Genomic DNA, 18,248 nt, shown 5'->3' on the forward strand with positions numbered 1-18,248 from the left:
TAAGTGGATGAAAAAGTGCTCGTTACAAACATTCAAAGAATGTGTTTTCATGATGGACCAGGAATACGAACAACAGTATTTTTTAAAGGTTGTAATCTATCTTGCCCCTGGTGTGCAAATCCCGAAAATATAAGTGTTGTTCCTCAAGAGTATTATTTTAATGGTAAGAAGGGTGTTTACGGTACTTATTATGGTGCGAATGATTTGTTAAAAGAAATACTGAAGGATAAATCCTTCTATGGAAATGATGGTGGCGTGACTTTTTCCGGTGGAGAACCTCTCTTGCAACTCACAAAAATAGAGAACGTATTGCAAGAATTAAATGATAGGGAAATAAACATATGTGTAGAAACAGCTCTTCAGGTTCCATATAAGAGTTGGAAGAAAATTGAGAATTACATAGATGTTTATATAATAGATATAAAGTTGTTGGTTGAGGAGCAATGTGCTGAAATACTAGGTGGAAATATAAATTGTTATTTGGAAAATATGGATATCATCCATAAGACTAATAAACAAATTATTTTTCGCATTCCACTTAATTATGAATACACTTTAGCTGAAACAAATTTGACTCGTATTGAAAGCTTCTTAGATAAGTATTCAGATGTTCCTGTGGAGATATTTAAGACACATACTCTTGGAGCAAATAAGTATGAAAGTTTAGGACTACATGTACCTAAATTGAAAGTGGTATCAGATGAAGTGGTTGATAATATTGCAGAACGATTCAGAAGAAAATCAGATAATGTTATAATTAATCAAATGTAGATGATATTGAATATTATCAAATAGTTTTAATATATATATTATGGAAATAAAGATATCTTTGATACTCCCATCATTAAATGTATCTGGTTATATTCAAGAAACCTTAGAAAGCGTAAAACTGCAATCGATCCGTGAAATTGAGATCATTTGTATAGATGCCGGATCTACGGATGGAACAGTTGAGATAATAGAAAGTGCAGCTAAAGATGACACTCGTATTCGATTGATTCATAGTAGCGTACGCAGTTACGGATACCAGGTCAATTTGGGGATTGATGTGACCAAAGGCGATTATATTGCTGTTGTTGAAACTGACGATTTTGTTGATCCGGATATGTTTCGCAGGCTATATGATGTTGCAAGGGCCAATGATGCGGATTATGTAAAGGCTGATTATGATGCCTTTTTTACTCAGGATGATGGGACCCATTACTATTTTAGTAAACATTCTTTTCACGATACAAATATGTACGATAGGGTGCTGCTTTTCAAGACATAGGATTTCTGTTTTGGACAGGCATTTTTGCAGAGAGGGCTATCTATTTACGTAATATTTTATATCACTATCGTATTGATCGCGAGACCGATTCATCATATTTAGGGAAAGGTTTACAATTTTCATATACAGAGTTTTATACAATTAAAGACAAATTAAGTCATATGTCTAAAGTTGATGATAAAGTATATCACTTGCTTTTTTCCAGGATGGCAAAATCATTTGTATCTTCTTACTGTTGTATTGATAAATCTGTCATATCCAAAGAAGAACACAAGAATATATATGAATGGTTTTGCAGTGAATTAAAACATGCATTAAACCTAGGATATCTGACAAAGGATGAAATTCTAATCGGCCAAATGGGTAAGTTAGATTGCCTGCTTGAATCTGAGGAGGAGTATCTTACAAGGTATTCGGAGAAAGAGATTGATTCTTGTGTAGAGACGCATGAGTCGTTTGTAATATTTGGCTGTGGGGATTATGGTTAAAAAGCATATAATAAGCTAAGGAGTAATGGGAAAACAGTATTATTATTTTACGATAATAATTCGATGCTTTGGGGCAAAACTTTCGATGGGATTTTGATAAATAATCCTGAAAAAATGACAGATATAAACAAAGATTGTATAGTGATAATTGCAAATGAAACTTATTTTAACGAAATAGAGCAACAAATAATGAAGCTCGGAATACAAAAAGAGAGAATTATTGTCTTGGACTCATAATCGGGAGGGTAGCCTTAAATTGGATAATTCATCTAAAATCATCATATATGGTGCCGGCATAATAGCAAGGCAGTTGTATTATAGCCTGGTCAGGCATAACAAAAAGGATGAAATCTTTTGTTTTGCTGTGACTAGTATGCAAGGCAACCCTTCAGAAATTGACGGAATAGATGTTAAACCATTTGAAGAATGCCTGCCGAAGGCTAAGGATTGTTACATATATCTTGCAATGGGTGAGAGGCTGTGGAGTACAATAACAGGTTTTATTGAAAAACATGGCTGTAAGGTCTATAGAAAGTATGGATTCAGGCAAATAAACGAGCTTGTATTTGATGATTTTATTTATGATTTTAATGAAAACAACTCGTTAATAGAAATACTTGATGATGTATTTGATGATACGTATCAGAACATAGTGGAAAAAGGTACGTCTATCGATGACCTGCAGGATATATTGAATGTTCAGCATTGTAAATACCTTATGCTTGTTGCTAAGGATTCTAAGTGGCTCGAAAAAGGGTTTGCCGGCTTTGATTTAAGAGAAGATTATGAAAAACAACTTGGAAAGTATAGAAATGCGCATGATATTCTCTCCAAAGCCGGTAAAAAGAATATTAATACAACTTCTAAAAATAATTCGGTAAATGTCTTTATGTGTACCAGCCACTATAATAAGGCTGACAATATAACCGGTGAACTGCCGGAATGGGTAGTTCCGGTTCAGGGTGGTGCATCATTAACAGATTGTCGTATAGCTGAAATCCGGGACGATTTAGGAGATAATATTTCTGATAAAAATCGTCTTTATAGCGAGATGTCAGTAATGTATTGGGCTTGGAAAAATGTGAAAAATGTGTCATATAAGGGCCTTTGCCATTATAGGCGACGTTTTATTTTGAGCGATCAAGAGGTTGATATATTACCTGAAAGTGTTATCAATGTGATACTTACAACTCCTCGTGTAACTACATATGGACTAAGGCATCTGTTTGTGGATGAGTATCCCCTTACGACTAACGATTTTTTGGAAGATGTTACAAATGCAGTTGAGCACATGCATCCGGGAGAAGGAAAGATATTTGCATGTTATTTGGATAACAGATTCTATTATCCCAATAACATGCTGATAGCACAGGCTTGTGTATTTGATGATTATTGTGAATGGATATTTGGGATACTTTTTGAGCTGGAAGAAACGTATCGTGTGCAATGTATCCCTATCAAAGAAAGAAGTATTGGTTATGCAGCGGAATTGCTAACGGGCTATTATTTTATGAAGATGAAAGATAAACTGAAAATAGCGGTTACAGATTATAATTTTTATGATTAAATACCCAGAGAAACATATGGAAGAGGCATTGAATGATTTTTTGCAAAAGCATAAAGGGACGAATATCGCTCTCTACGGTCTCGGCACGGAGACTGAACGGTTCATTAACAAATATTCTTCACAGATCTCAATCATTGGCCTTCTCGACGGTTATAAGGATTCCGGAGAAATCTATGGCTATCCTATAATTCCACTATCTATAATCCTGGATTATGATATAAAGCTTATCATCGTAATAGCCCGCCCCGGTTCCTGCAAGGCCATAGCCAAAAGGATCGGTGATTTCTGTCGCGAGAATGATATAGCTCTGTTTGATGTCCGTGGGCGTGATTTATTGGATACTGCAGCAGTAGCGTTTGACTTTAAGAACGTCAGTGGTGCATCCAAAGAAGATCTGATAAATATGTCATCCGATGCAGATGTTATCAGCTTTGATCTTTTTGATACGCTGGTGATGAGGAAAACCAGATCTTATACGGAAGTGTTTGAACTTCTGAATATCCAACTCCGTGATGAAGGCATTATCATCCCTGATTTTGCTAAACATAGACTCTTTTCGGAAAAAGAATTGTCAAAGGATAAACCACCCAGACTAGAACAGATTTATGATCATGTTTTGAAGTCTTCAGGTGGTTGTTCTTTTAGTGCGGAAGATTTGTCAAAACGTGAATGGGAGCTTGACTATTCATTGTTAGTGTGTCGTGAAGCAGTCAGAGAAATGTTCGAGTCCTTTGTATCCAAGGGTAAGAAGGTGGTTATAACCACAGATACTTATTATTCAAAGGATCAGATAATTCAGATTCTGGACAGAAATGGAATTAGTGGATATGAAGACATTCTTGTATCATGCGAATATGGAACCGCCAAGACCCAGGAATTGTTTTCTGTACTATCAGACAAATATATTGGAAAAAGGATACTTCATATAGGTGATGATGAATTTGCTGATATTGAAAAAGCTAAAAGTCATGGCATAGATGCATTTAGGATTTATAGTGCTGTAGATCTGTTTGATGCCCTTGGAGGACTCGGAACTGAAGGAGAGACTATAAGTTTATCCGACCGTGTAAAGATGGGTCTTTTCCTGGCACGTATCTTTAATGATCCGTTCCGGTTTGAGGATGAAGAGCGGAAGTTGTCCGTGAAAGATGCTTCTGATATAGGTTATCTGTTTTGCGGACCCATGATCTCTGATTTTACACTTTGGATGAACGATAGCATTGAGAGACAAGGATATGATCAAGTTCTCTTTGGAGCAAGAGACGGATATCTTATAGAGAAATTGTTTCAAATGCTGAGAACTTCCACATCACACTATTACTTTCATACATCCAGAACCGCTGCGATCCGGGCAGGAATGGAGTCTCAAGATGATATTGACTATGTTGACAGCATGAAGTTTTTCGGATCTTCTGAAGAAACATTAAAAGTACGCTTTGGTATCGATGTGAATGATTTAAATACCATTGATCGCAATTCAGCTATTTTGGAAAAAGGAAAGTATCAAAGGGCAAACTATCATAAATATATTGATAAGCTTGGCATTGCTGGTGGTGACCTTGCATTCTTTGACTTTGTGGCAAAGGGCACTACACAAATGTATCTTCAAAAGCTATTTTCTCAACATATGAAAGGATTTTATTTTCTTCAGCTGGAGCCTGAATTTATGGCGGATAAAGGATTGGACATAGAGCCTTTCTATTCGGATGAGGAAAAGAACTCAAGTGCTATCTTTGACAATTACTATATACTGGAGACAATATTGACTGCGCCATATCCTCAGATGGAGGAAATGGACAATGAAGGGAATCCGGTTTTTGCAAAGGAAACACGAAGTGCTCAAGACTTGAGAGTATTTGACCGGGCACAACGTGGTATCATGGAGTACTTTGAGGATTATCTGAGTATTCTGCCTGAATCAGCTCGAAAAGAAAACAAAAAGCTTGATGAGAAGCTTCTTACTCTTGTGAATAAGGTGCAGATACTTGATGAAGATTTCTTGTCCCTGAAAGTTGAGGATCCTTTCTTCGGAAGGATGACGGATATCAAAGATGTTATAGGATGATAAGGTTCATGACATTTTTGGGGACAGTTGTTGCTCTGTCAAGAGAAAATTGGTAGATCTATCAACCCCGGGTCAAGTGACCTTTTTTCTTTTTTATGCTAGACTAAAGCTAGAATTTTTGGATCTAAAGACAGATTCATGTAGCTTGGGAGATGTGGTATGGGCATTTACTTGAATCCGGGAAAAGAATTATATGAAGAAGCAGTGAATTCAGAAATATTCATTGATAAAACCGAAATGATATTGTACCTGAATTCAGTTTTGAAGACCAAGAAGAAATATGTCAGCGTTTCGAGACCACGAAGGTTTGGAAAATCAATGGCTGCTGATATGATATGTGCCTATTATGACAGGGAGGCAGACAGCAGGGAGCTTTTTGAATCAAGGTTGATTTCTAAAAGCAAGCCTGTAAAGAATGGGACAAGGACATTATCCTGGGATGAGTATTTGGGGAAGTTTGATGTTATCAGGATAGTGATGACAAAGTTTCTGAAGAAGGATGTTACCATAAGAAAAGCTCTGGAGAACATGCAGCGCCTTGTGATCAGAGATTACAAAAAGGAGTATCCCGACATAGATTATTTGAGCGATGACGACCTTATTCAGACATTGGACGATGTCTATTCAGAAATTGACAGACAGGTAGTCATCGTTATTGATGAGTGGGATGCTTTTTTTAGAGAGCGAAAGGAAGAAAAAGAGGAGCATAAAGAGTATTTGGATTTTCTTCGCGACCTTATGAAAGATAATGTTCATGTTGCTCTTTCATATATGACCGGAATATTGCCCATCAAGAAATACGGTAAGCATTCTGCTCTTAATATGTTTACAGAATACTCTATGATGTTTCCGAGAGAGCTGGCACCATACACCGGTTTTACAGAGAATGAGGTTAAGGAGCTGGCTGTCAGGTATGGCCGTGACTACGATAGTATGAAAGCCTGGTATGATGGATATGTGGTTAGTGACATCATTCCTCCGGACCCCGATCATAGAGAGCAGAGAGCTACTGGAAAACGTCCGGAGTCTGTGAAATATTATCTTTATAGTCCTTTATCTGTAGTTGAAGCAACAACTACAGGAATCATTAAGGATTATTGGAATAAAACGGAAAGCTATGAAGCTTTGGCTGAGTATATTGGAAAAAATCTTGATGGCCTGAAAGATGCCATAGCTCTTCTCATGGATGGTGGCCGACTTAAGATTGATACATCAACATACCAGAACGATATGACCACATTCACCGGACGTGATGATGTGCTGTCGCTTCTGATTCATCTAGGATACCTTGGCTTTGATGATGAAAAAAGTGAGGTATTCATACCTAACCGCGAAATAATGGACGAGTTCAAGTCTTCTACAAAAGATGCTGAGTGGGTAGATGCATTTGCCTCCTTCAGAACTTCATTGGAGCTTGTAAAAGCAACATGGGCAGAGGACAGCGATAAGGTAGCAGAGTTTCTGGAAAAAGCCCATAACAGAGCGGATAATAAAACCTACAATGACGAAGCGGCACTCAGCTACGCTATTCTTTATGCATATTATGCGGCAGAAAAGTATTACACCATGCTTCCTGAACTGGATGCGGGGAAAGGGTATGCTGACAGGGTATATATTCCACGCCCGCAGTATGCAGACAAGCCGGTTCTTATAATTGAGTTGAAATACGAAAAGGATGTGGATGGTGCCATCGCTCAGATCAAACGGCAGGAGTATCCGGACAGACTGGAAGCCTATAAGGGAAATATCCTTCTTGTGGGGATAAACTACAACAGGGATGCTAAGAATACAAGTGGTGAATTTAAGCATCACACATGTGATATTGAAAGAGTGTAATCAAAAAAGGTCACTTACCGGTCAACTCCGGGTTAAGTGACCTTTTTCTTTTTTTATGCTAGACTAAAACCAGAATTATTGAATTAAACAACAGATTCATGTTGCTGGGGAGATGGATTATGGGAATTTATTTGAATCCGGGAAATGAAATGTTCAGGCGGGCGTCATCGGCAGAGATTTATGTAGATAAGTCCATGCTTCTTAAGGTGACTAATCGTCTGATCGATGCAGATAACAATCTCATATGTATGGCCAGGCCCAGGAGGTTCGGGAAAACTATAGCTCAGAACATGATAGCAGCCTACTATTCGAGAGGGTGTGACTCAAAAAAGTTGTTTGATGGCTTAAAGGTTTCAAAAGATCCTGATTTCGAGAAGTTTCTCAATAAATATAATGTTATCCAGCTCGATTTAAATAGTGAATATCAGAACACTAAGGATAAAGTGAATCTGATAGGAGGCATTCAGGAAAAGGTAAAAGACGAGATTAAGACCACATATCCTGAGATTTCAATTGAAGAAACGGATTCCTTGGCGGAAGCAATACTAAAGATTTATTCTAAAACGGGAGACACTTTCATCATCCTCATCGATGAATATGATGTTTTGGTTCGTGAACAGGTACCACAGAAGCTTTTTGATGAGTACCTGAGCTTCCTGAATGGTCTTTTCAAGAGTAATACCCTGCGTCCGGCCATATCCATGGCATATCTCACAGGTATCCTTCCGGTTGTGAGAGACAAGATACAGAGTAAACTCAATAACTTTGATGAGTATACTATACTTGGTGCCGGCAGGTTTTCGGAGTTCATGGGATTTACTGGGGAAGAGGTGAAAAATCTCTGCGCAGAGTACAACATGGATTTTGACGAGTGCCGCAACTGGTATGACGGTTATGTTGTGGATGGATGGGATATTTACAGTCCTGAATCAGTCATAAAGTCTATGAAGATGCATAAATTTGGAGGATATTGGGGGAAGACATCATCTTACAAGGTTATCGCAGATCGTATAGAACAAAATTTTGCAGGAACCAAAGACGATATCATAAGGATGCTTGCCGGCGAAGAAGTTGATGTCAATGTAACAAGCTATCTCAATACCATGAACGACTTTGCCACAAAGGACGATATGTTCACATATCTGATCCACTTAGGGTATCTTGCATATGATGATGAAGAACAAACCTGTCGCATCCCAAATCGTGAAGTGCGTCAGGAGTGGTTCAATGCTATCGCCGTAAGTCATGATTATAAAGTGACGGATGAGATCATCAAGAACTCGAAAGAACTTTTGAAGAAAACTCTTCAGGGGGATGGAGAGGCCGTGGCAAAGGCATTGGACATCTCCCACATTCATGTGGCATCAAACAGAAGCTACAATAACGAGGACGTGTTCCAGAGTGCAATTTATCTTGCCTTCATTTATGCACTTAATGAATATGATGTCAGGAAAGAAATGACAACCGGCAAGGGCTTTGCTGATGTAGTTTATATTCCGCTTAACAAGAAGCTTCCGGCCATGGTGATAGAGCTGAAACACAACAAATCCTCGGAGAGCGCCCTTCAGCAGGTAAAGGATAAGAAGTATTTTGACTCCATGGAAAGATATACCGGAAAGGTTCTTCTGGTGGGAATCAATTATGATGAGCATACTAAGGAGCATACCTGTAAGATAGAACAGTTGGTGAAAGATTAATTTCTTTTCCATACAAGGATTATACAATTATTTTTAAAGTCGAAGATATCTATGTACGCATGGATATTTTCGGCTTTTTTATTTATGTGGATATATGGTAAAAAGAACCACCCTGATCCATGACACCCATCGACAAAAAAAGATCCATTAAGAAAATACAAGGAGTATAGACAATGAAGGTAATAGGTAATAAGCTTCGTAAACTATTGGCCCCGGCCATCGCTTTGTCGCTGATCGCTTATCCGGTGTCATTGAATTTTGCCGTAGCTGAAGAGACGGATCAAAGCGCCTTGGCCTCCGGATCGGAGGTTGAGAAAGTTTTCATCAAGGATTACTGGACCAAAGACTCTCAGGCTGCGAAAAAGATCAATGATTACATAGGTGCAGTGACGGATGAAGCTTCATCAGATTACATCCCCGTTAAGGATCGTATAGCGGTTTTCGATCTGGACGGAACACTGATGTGTGAAACCGATCCTTTCTGCTTTGAGTATATGGTTTTCGCAGATTATGCACTGAGCCATTCGGATGACATGTCTGAAGAGGTCCTGAGTGTTGCCCATGAGATCATGGAAGCTACAGGCAGGAAAAAACCGGATGGCATGAGTACCAGACAGGCAGAAGCAGCAGCCAAAGCTTACAAGGGAATGACTATGGAGGAACTTGCTGAGGTTGTTGAAAACTTCAAGTCAAGTGAAGCCTGGGGCTTCACGGGCATGACGAGAGGCGAGGCCTGGTACAAGCCCATGGTGGAGCTTTTTAAGGAGCTTCAGGATAATGATTTCAAAGTCTATGTAGTCACTGCCACGGAGCGGAACATCGTGCGTCAGATTGTCGCCGATACTCTGGACATCCCACCGGCACAGGTTATAGGCACAGAGTATGGTTACACCGCAACCAATCAGGGAGATGCTGAGGATACTGATTATACTTTCACATCTGAAGACAAGATAGTGTTTGACGGTAACTACTATGGTGAAAATGCCAAGACCAGTAAGGTGGACGCCATCGTGAGAGAGATCGGGCAGCAGCCGGTGCTTGCATTCGGCAATTCCTCCGGAGATCTCGCCATGGCGGTTTACACCATCTCGAACAATCCATACAGAAGCGAGGCTTATATGATACTCGCTGATGATCCTGTAAGAGAATATGGAGAATCTGACATTGCTAAGGAAAAGAAAGAGTCCTATGAGAAGGTGGGTGTTGACACTATCTCCATGAAGGATGATTTCCTTACCATCTATGGCGATGGCGTAATGAAGAATACCATGGCGCGCTATAAGCTTGAACAGGTGGTGGCTCTCAGCAGACATAACCTTCGTGCTCCTTTATCAAGTAATGGTTCTGTCCCACAGGAGCTCACACCCCACGAGTGGATCAGGTGGACAGCTAAAGCCAGTGAACTCACCACAAAGGGCGGGATCCAGGAAACAAACATGGGACAATACTTCAGAAAGTGGCTTGATCAGGAGGGACTGATCCCGGAAAACAGTATCCCTGAAGAAGGTGAGATCCGTTTTAATGCAAGAGAGAAGCAGCGCTGCAGAGCAACAGCCAGATACTTTGCCTCAGGAATGCTTCCCCTTGCGGACGTTAAGGTGGAGTATCCCACAGCCACAAATGGTCTCGAAGACTTTATGAAACCGAATCTTAAGTTTTATTCGGAGGAGTACGCTTCCGATGCTGAGGAACAGGTCAGATCCATGGGCGGTGATGCAGGCTTTGACGGACTTACGGACGAGTTGAGGGATGCCATAAAGCTTATCATGGATACCGTTGATATGGAGGACAGTGAAGCCTATAAGGATGGGAAGTACGGCGATCTTTTAAAAGACAGTTCAGGCTACAAGATGGCTGAGGGTCAGGAACCTGATATAACAGGTGCCATAAAGACAGCAAGTCAGGTGGCAGATGCGCTGGTTCTTCAGTACTATGAGGAACCGGATCTCAAAAAGGCTTCCTTCGGGCACGAACTCAGTGAATCAGACTGGGCAGAGATAGCAAATGTACTTACAAGATATGAAGAAATAAAATTCGGTGCACCGCTTGTATCGGTAAACATTAGCAATCCACTGGTCCGGGAACTGGAAAGTGAACTTAAGAATGAAAAGAGGAAATTCAGCTTCCTCTGTGCTCACGACTGTACAGTGTTTACGACTTTGACTGCTCTCGGAGTGAAGCCATATACTCTTCCGGACAGCATTGAAACAAAAACACCGATAGGCGTGAAGGTGCTTTTTGAGCGTTGGCGTGATCCGGAGGGTGAGGCATGGTACAGGGTCAATCTGGTTTACAGAAGCACTGAACAGATCAGAGATTCAGCAGTTCTGTCACCGGAGAATCCTCCTATGAGATATAACCTTAGCTTTGAGGGTGTGCCGACCAATGAAGACGGCCTGATCTCAGAAGCTGATCTTTTCAGTATGTTTGACCGTACCCTGGCTCAGTATGATGAGCTTCAGGAGAAATACACGAAGGAAACATGGGATGCAGCGGCTTAAGTGAAACAGATATCCACAAGATATATTCTTATGAGTGAGGAAGAATGGAATAAATATGATACCTATCGACAGTTTTCCCACCAAAAAACTTAAAGGCATAGAATACAAGGCGGGCCGCGTTTTCCCCTTCGGCGCGTCCATAGTTCATGATGCAGTAAATTTCAGCATATACTCAACAGAGGCCACAGGCTGCACCCTGCTCCTGTATCACAAGGGAGCGGAGAAGCCTTTCGTGAAGATCCCATTCCCCGATGAATTCCGGATAGGCGACGTTTTCACCATGATGGTTTTCGGCCTTGACATTGACGACCTCGAGTATGCCTATCTCATGGACGGTCCCTATGATGAAAAAAAGGGCCAATGCTTCGATAAGGAAAATCCTCTCCTGGACCCTTACGCTAAGGCTGTGTCAGGAAGAGCTGTCTGGGGCGGGGAAATGCATAAGTACCTGGACGAATCCGACTACACCGGACTTGAGAATATCCTTGAGGAGGAACCTGAGGCAGAATACGGAAAGCGCCGGCAAAAACGGAAAAAAACCGGCAGAAACATTGGCTTCAGAGGCCGTGTGATAATGGAGGATTTTGACTGGGAGGGCGACAGACTTCTCAACATTCCTAAGAAGGATCTGGTCATCTACGAGATGCATGTCAGAGGTTTCACCCGTCATGAATCCAGTGGCGTAAAATACAAGGGCACCTATGCCGGAATCTGTGAAAAGATTCCTTATTTAAAGGAGCTTGGAGTTAACTGTGTCGAGCTTCTGCCCATCTTTGAATTTGACGAGCTTCAGAACGACTTCTCAGTGAGGGGTCAGCAACTCTACAATTACTGGGGCTACTCCACCGTGAACTTCTTCTCCCCCAAGGCCGGCTACGCTGCTTCCGGCAGCCTCGGCTTGGAGGTTGACGAGCTGAAGTATACCATCAAGACGCTTCATAAAAACGGAATCGAAGTGATCCTTGACGTGGTGTTCAATCACACCGCCGAGGGAGATGAAAAAGGTCCGGTTATTTCCTATAAAGGAATAGACAACAGAACCTATTACCTCCTGACCCCCGACGGCCACTACTATAACTTCAGCGGCTGCGGCAATACCATGAACTGTAATAATGCTGTGGTCCGGAGCTTCATCAAGGATTGCCTCAGGTATTGGGTTGCTTCCTATCATATAGACGGATTCCGTTTCGATCTTGCATCCATCCTCACCAGGAATCAGGAAGGGGCGCCAATGATCTCGCCCCCTATTCTTGAGAGCCTCGCTCATGATGCGGTTCTCGGAAGGGCAAAGCTTATTGCGGAGGCCTGGGATGCCGGCGGACTTTATCAGGTGGGATCATTCCCCTCCTGGAACAGGTTCTCTGAGTGGAACGGAAAGTACAGAGACTGCGTAAGAAAATTCATAAAAGGAGAGGCAGAATGCGCTCCCGAGCTTTACAACAGGATAGCCGGATCCGAAGATATGTATCCGGGCAAAACTCCGGCTGTATCCATTAACTATATAACCTGTCATGATGGCTTCACCCTCCGGGATCTGGTTTCCTACAACGAAAAGCATAACGAACAAAACGGCGAGGGAAACCTTGACGGTGCCAATGACAACAACAGTTGGAACAGTGGAGCAGAGGGAGATACTGACGACGAAGAGATCCTCAACCGCCGAAGAAGACAGATGGAAAACCTGCTGACAATTCTGTTCCTTAGCCGCGGTGTGCCGATGCTTCTCTCCGGAGATGAGATGGGCAACACCCAGTCCGGCAACAACAATGCATATTGTCAGGACAATGAGACCACCTGGCTCGACTGGACCGGACTTGAAAAGTATGATGATTTCCATAACTTCGTGAAAAACATCATTTCCTTCAGAAAGGCCCATCCGGTTTTGAGAAGCGAAGACTTTTTCAGAGGCCACAACGGCACCGGCTACCCTGAGCTTTCCTTCCATTCGGAAACTCCCTGGCAGCTGGACATGAACGCCCCAACCCACGCCTTCGCCTTCATGTACGCAGAAGACCATAAGAAATTCCGGGTCAAAGAAGACAGCTATATCTACGTCATGGTAAACGCCCATTGGGAACCACACACCTTTACCATGCCCATAATCCCCGAGGGCTTCACCTGGCACCTCGTGACAGAAAGCGCCGGACGCTCCTACCCCGCCGGCAAAGAAAAAGACATGGGACTCCCCGCCGAATGGACCCTCGGCTGCCGCATGACCGTCGTAATGATAGCCAAAAAGCGAGGATAATTGTATCTATTCATTCGTAAAAGTAAATTAGGCCGGAGCAGGAGGGATGCCCTCCTGCTCCGGCCCTCGTTTTATTAAATAAATAATATATCACACAAATACTTATCAGAAAAATATTCTTGCCGATAAGGAAATTGTAGAAACTAAAAAACTGTTGAATCTCAGGCAAGGATTGCCGGAAGTAAGAACAGTACGGAACGTGACAAGGCCGAAAAGCAAGTACGCTCCATATATTCGGGTACAACATAGCTTAGGACAGCGCAGGAGGAAACAAGATGCAAACATTTAGGAACATGAAGGTCAAAGACAAATTCATCACAACAATAGTGATCATAGCGGTTGCCATCATCGTACTGGTTGGAATTTCATTCGGCTCTTTCTCAAAGATGAGTGGAATGATGAAGCAATTTTCAGGTGTACAGTACAATAACACCAAAGCACAGATGGGAATGCGTAAGGATATACAGACAATCAACAAACGTCTGCTCCTTACCATGCTTGATCCCGAAAACAATTCTGTGGCCGACCAGAGAGCGGATTTTGATGAGCGATTTGCAGATATGCAGGACAGCATCGATTCCATCGCAAAGACTCTGGGAGACGCTCAGCTGACCTCAACTCTTCAGACGAGATTTAATGAACTTAAGACCGACTCCTACAAGATCTTGGATATGATGGATGCGGGAGATAGGGAAGGTGCGGCAACCTATTATAAGGATGGATTTAATGTCATCACCTCCGAGAACTTCTCAGGAGCCCTTGGAGATGTAGGAAGCCTTTCAGATAAACAGGCGGCTGACCTCATCGAGAAGTCTGAAACATTTGAAAAATTTGTAACAGTACTGCTTGCAATCCTCGGAATTGTGGTAATCGTTTTGGTGATTGTGGTATTCATGAGTCTTGCAAACATGATTATCCAGAATGTCAAGCTTGCCAATGCCACTATGGAAAATATCGCACAGGCAAAGTTCGATACCGAAATCGACAGAGACAAGCTTTCAAAGGATGAGCTTGGTGTGATGGTAGGCAACATGGCCGATGTCAATATGAAGCTCCAGTTCCTTATCGATGACCTCAGTACCATGCTTACAGCCATGAGTACCGGAGATTTCTCCGCAAAGCTTAAGAATCCTCAGATCTATGTTAATGATACAGCACCTATCAGAACCGGCTTCGAAAAGATTTCCGAAAACCTTTCAGAAATCTTCGCCAATATGAATGAAGTTGCCGCAAGAGTTCAGAACGGTTCTGAGCAGATCGCAGCAGGATCCATGGCTCTCAGCCAGGGTGCTACAGAGCAGGCAGCTACTCTTCAGGAGCTTTCCGCAACTGTAGGATCACTTAATACCAAGGTTAAGGATAGTGCAAGATCTGCACATGAGGTTGAAGACTTCTCCGCAGGCGTTGCCGATAAGCTTACCGAGCAGAATGAACAGATGGCAAAAGTTCAGGATGCAATGAAGGAGATCGAAGACAAGTCCAATCAGATCGAGAATATCATCAAGGCTATCGATGACATTGCCTTCCAGACCAATATCCTTGCACTTAATGCCGCTGTTGAGGCAGCCCGTGCGGGAGCAGCCGGCAAGGGCTTTGCGGTTGTAGCTGACGAAGTAAGAAATCTTGCAGGTAAGTCCGCAGATGCCGCAACAGAAACTTCAACTCTTATCCAGTCTGCAATTGAGGCTATCCATAAGGGTTCCAAGATGGTTGGATCCGCAGCCCATGAGCTGGATGCTGTTAAGGATAATGCTATCAAGTCCAAAGAACTGGTTGCTTCCATTGCCGGCGAGATGCAGAAGGAAGCCGAATCCATTTCCGAGATTACAACAGGTCTCGAGCAGATCTCCCAGGTGGTACAGCAGAACAGCGCCACAGCCGAAGAGAGCTCCGCTTCCAGCAACGAGCTTAACGATCACGCAACACTTCTCAAAGATATGGTTGCAAAGATCACTTACTAAAAAATATTATAGAGAACTTATATATAATAAGTAAAAACACAAGAGCTGCCACCCGGCAGCTCTTTCCTGTTTTAAGCATTTACCGGTGGTTTTCTCATCCGGCATCTATTGCTTGTTTTAATGGCACAATTTAAAACAACACAAAAACTTTGTGCAAATTATCTTAAATTTCAGCATTAATTCACCGAAATTTAACTACTTTTATATTTTCCTTGTTGCATGCTGTTTTGAATCATGTTATAGTGATACTAATAGAAAACTCATAATTTTTAATAGAAATTATAAGTAATTTTTTACGTAAGTTATTTAATAGTCTGCTGCAGGGAAGCAGCAGAGATCATCTTTTAGAGAGGGACGGATCCAAGTCTAGGGCATTCAGCCTCAGGAACCGTGTATTGACTCCATGAAAAGTTAGTTTCCAAGGACGGGCGAAACACACTAAACGCTATTTATAAAATTTAGCGTACTATTTGCTTAGTTAAAAATTAGGTAAAATTTACAATTTTTAAGATTTAAGAGGGCCTTGAGTATGGAAATTAATGATCAATTTATCACACCAATGAAGCCGTGGGATCTCACTGAAAAGGGAACCATTCGTAATCAAAGACCTGAGGAGACTGAGGGCGCAAAACTGTTCAAGGAAGTTCTGGATCAGACTGTGAACAATGTTAAGACCACTCAGGCAGACGTTGAGAACAAGCAGTATCTCCTTGCAACAGGACAGCTTGAGGATGCACATTCGCTTCCTATAGCTGAGTCTAAGGCTGCCATAAGTCTGAGCCTTATGGTTACATTACGAAATAAGGCATTAACCTCATATAACGAACTTTTGAGGATGAACAGCTAACATCGGGGATGGGGATCAGAGTGGAGTGAACTTTGGAAAACTTTAAAGAGCAATGGGGGAAGTTGTCTAAACGGAGCAAGATAGCCGTTATAGGCATCATTGCAGCAACGGTGATAGCCGCTGCTGTGGCAATTATTTATTTAAGTTTAAATAACAAACCAAAATACAGTGTTTTGTTTACGGGGCTGAGTACCGAAGAAGCATCACAGGTGGCAGGTCTTCTGCAGGACGAGCAGATCCAGTATACCTACAATGCTTCCGACGGATCCATCAGGGTTCTTTCGGATAAGGTAGAGGCAACGAGAGTTTCTCTTTTAAGTAAGGGTTACCCGAAGAGCGGTTTTGCTTATGACATGTATATAAGCAACGCCGGTCTCATGACAACAGAATCAGATAAAGAGCTTTACACCCTGTACGATCTTCAGGATCGTCTGGGAGCAACCATCCGTCTCTTTGACGGAGTACAGGATGCCAAGGTAACCATAGCTCAGGGGTCGGATGACAAGTTTGCATTGAGTACCACCGAGACTATAGATGCCTCCGCATCGGTAGTTGTTACCATGAAGGAGGGGAAGACTTTATCGAAGGCAAACGCCAACGCCATCCGGAATCTTATTTCAAGATCCGTTAAGGGCATGAATTTCACAAACGTTTCGGTCTTTGATGCCGAAACCATGGAAGAAGTTGGCATAGATAAAGAGGAAGAAGATACCAGTAAGCTGGTTCAGGATCTCACCCGTAAAGTTGAGCGCGAAATAGCAAACAACATCAAACACGTTCTCGGAAAGCTTTACGGAGATGACAATGTAGCTGTATCCGTAAAGGGTACTCTCGATATGACAAAGCTCATATCGGAAAATACTGAGTATACTGTTCCGGATCAGCCGGAAACAGCTGAGAACAGAGAAGGTCTTCTCAACACAGAGAAGTACAACCGTGAAGATTCCGGTACGGCAGCAGACGGAGCCGCCGGCGTTGTAGGCACTGATGCCAATGCTGACACTCCGAGATATGTGAACCAGAATGGAGAAAACACAACCATCAACGGATATTCATACAATGCTTACGAAAGAGAATGGCTGTTCAATGTTCTTAAGGAGCAGAGAGAGATCCCGCCTGGAGCTCTCAAGGATGCTTCGGTGGCTGTAGTTATCATGACTAGCGACACCGCGGTTCAGCAAAAGGACCTCATCAATCTGGTTGCAGATGCGGGAGGTATTCCGAGGCTTGAGGCCGCAAATAAGATAACTGTCATTCGTTCAACTCCTGCACCTGAACCTACTGAAGAAACAGGAGAAGGAGCGGAAGGCGAAACAGAAGAAGAGGCTAAGGTTCCTCTGGTTGCATTTATTGCAGCTATAGCCGGAATCGTACTGCTGCTTCTTATCATTATCCTCCTCGTTCTTCGTAAGAAGAAAAAGAAGAGACTTAAACTTGAGGCAGAAGCTAAAGCTCAGGCAGAGGCAGAGGCAGAGGCACAGGCAGCAGCGGAGGCAGAGGCAGCAGCTGCAGCAGAGGCGGCAGCAGCGGCAGAAGCAGAAGAAAACAGCCGCGAGAAGCAGGAGGAGAGAGAAATCGGAGCAGAGGAAGAAACCAGTGCGGCAATGCAGCATGGCATGCGCCTGAAGCAGAATATCGGAGAATTTGTTGATAACAACCCTCAGGTAGTTGCAAAGCTTATCCAGAGCTGGATGCTTGAAGACGATGATGATGAGGGAGAGGAGATAAACAGTGGCAGAAGAAAAGACCGTTCCGGTAGAAAGTAAAG

Annotated in this window: 12 protein-coding genes; all 12 read left to right on the top strand. The window is 42.3% G+C overall.

The genetic code is table 11. The features are described from left to right. Positions 1-3: 3 nt before the first annotated feature. The 12 genes from T357_RS0104550 (at position 4) to fliF (ending at position 18,246) form a co-directional block, all read left to right on the top strand. Positions 4-771: a 4Fe-4S cluster-binding domain-containing protein gene (locus T357_RS0104550; RefSeq protein ID WP_049962269.1), complete on the top strand. Its 768-nt coding sequence runs from the start codon at positions 4-6 to the stop codon at positions 769-771. Between the two features lie 40 nt (positions 772-811). Then, the gene (locus T357_RS0104555; RefSeq protein ID WP_081828045.1) at positions 812-1,270 is read left to right on the top strand and encodes a glycosyltransferase family 2 protein; all 459 of its coding nucleotides are present in this window, start codon (positions 812-814) and stop codon (positions 1,268-1,270) included. A gap of 161 nt (positions 1,271-1,431) precedes the next feature. Beyond that, positions 1,432-1,758, top strand: coding sequence for a hypothetical protein (locus T357_RS0104560; protein WP_031549218.1), 327 nt, complete (start codon positions 1,432-1,434; stop codon positions 1,756-1,758). Between the two features lie 256 nt (positions 1,759-2,014). Next, a complete protein-coding gene (locus T357_RS0104570) occupies positions 2,015-3,325 on the top strand; it encodes a DUF4422 domain-containing protein (protein WP_031549219.1) in 1,311 nt (436 codons plus the stop codon). Positions 3,326-3,341: 16 nt separating this feature from the next. Then, complete coding sequence (locus T357_RS0104575; protein ID WP_031549221.1) at positions 3,342-5,390, top strand: hypothetical protein; 2,049 nt, start codon at positions 3,342-3,344, stop codon at positions 5,388-5,390. A 159-nt stretch (positions 5,391-5,549) separates the two neighbouring features. Next, a complete protein-coding gene (locus T357_RS0104580) occupies positions 5,550-7,226 on the top strand; it encodes an AAA family ATPase (RefSeq protein WP_031549223.1) in 1,677 nt (558 codons plus the stop codon). A gap of 119 nt (positions 7,227-7,345) precedes the next feature. After that, positions 7,346-8,923, top strand: coding sequence for an AAA family ATPase (locus tag T357_RS0104585; protein WP_031549224.1), 1,578 nt, complete (start codon positions 7,346-7,348; stop codon positions 8,921-8,923). 173 nt (positions 8,924-9,096) lie between these two features. Next, positions 9,097-11,424 (top strand): histidine-type phosphatase, encoded by a 2,328-nt coding sequence (locus T357_RS19995; RefSeq protein ID WP_049962270.1) that lies wholly within the window; start codon positions 9,097-9,099, stop codon positions 11,422-11,424. Between the two features lie 55 nt (positions 11,425-11,479). Further along, positions 11,480-13,672, top strand: a complete 2,193-nt coding sequence (gene glgX / locus T357_RS0104595) for a glycogen debranching protein GlgX (RefSeq protein ID WP_044916103.1) — start codon at positions 11,480-11,482, stop codon at positions 13,670-13,672. Between the two features lie 275 nt (positions 13,673-13,947). Continuing rightward, complete coding sequence (locus tag T357_RS20000; RefSeq protein WP_049962271.1) at positions 13,948-15,633, top strand: methyl-accepting chemotaxis protein; 1,686 nt, start codon at positions 13,948-13,950, stop codon at positions 15,631-15,633. 529 nt (positions 15,634-16,162) lie between these two features. After that, positions 16,163-16,480, top strand: coding sequence for a flagellar hook-basal body complex protein FliE (gene fliE / locus T357_RS0104605; RefSeq protein ID WP_031549233.1), 318 nt, complete (start codon positions 16,163-16,165; stop codon positions 16,478-16,480). A gap of 32 nt (positions 16,481-16,512) precedes the next feature. Further along, positions 16,513-18,246, top strand: coding sequence for a flagellar basal-body MS-ring/collar protein FliF (gene fliF, locus T357_RS0104610; RefSeq protein ID WP_031549235.1), 1,734 nt, complete (start codon positions 16,513-16,515; stop codon positions 18,244-18,246). Positions 18,247-18,248 lie beyond the last annotated feature (2 nt).

This window comes from Oribacterium sp. FC2011 (assembly GCF_000701645.1).
Lineage (GTDB): Bacteria > Bacillota > Clostridia > Lachnospirales > Lachnospiraceae > Oribacterium.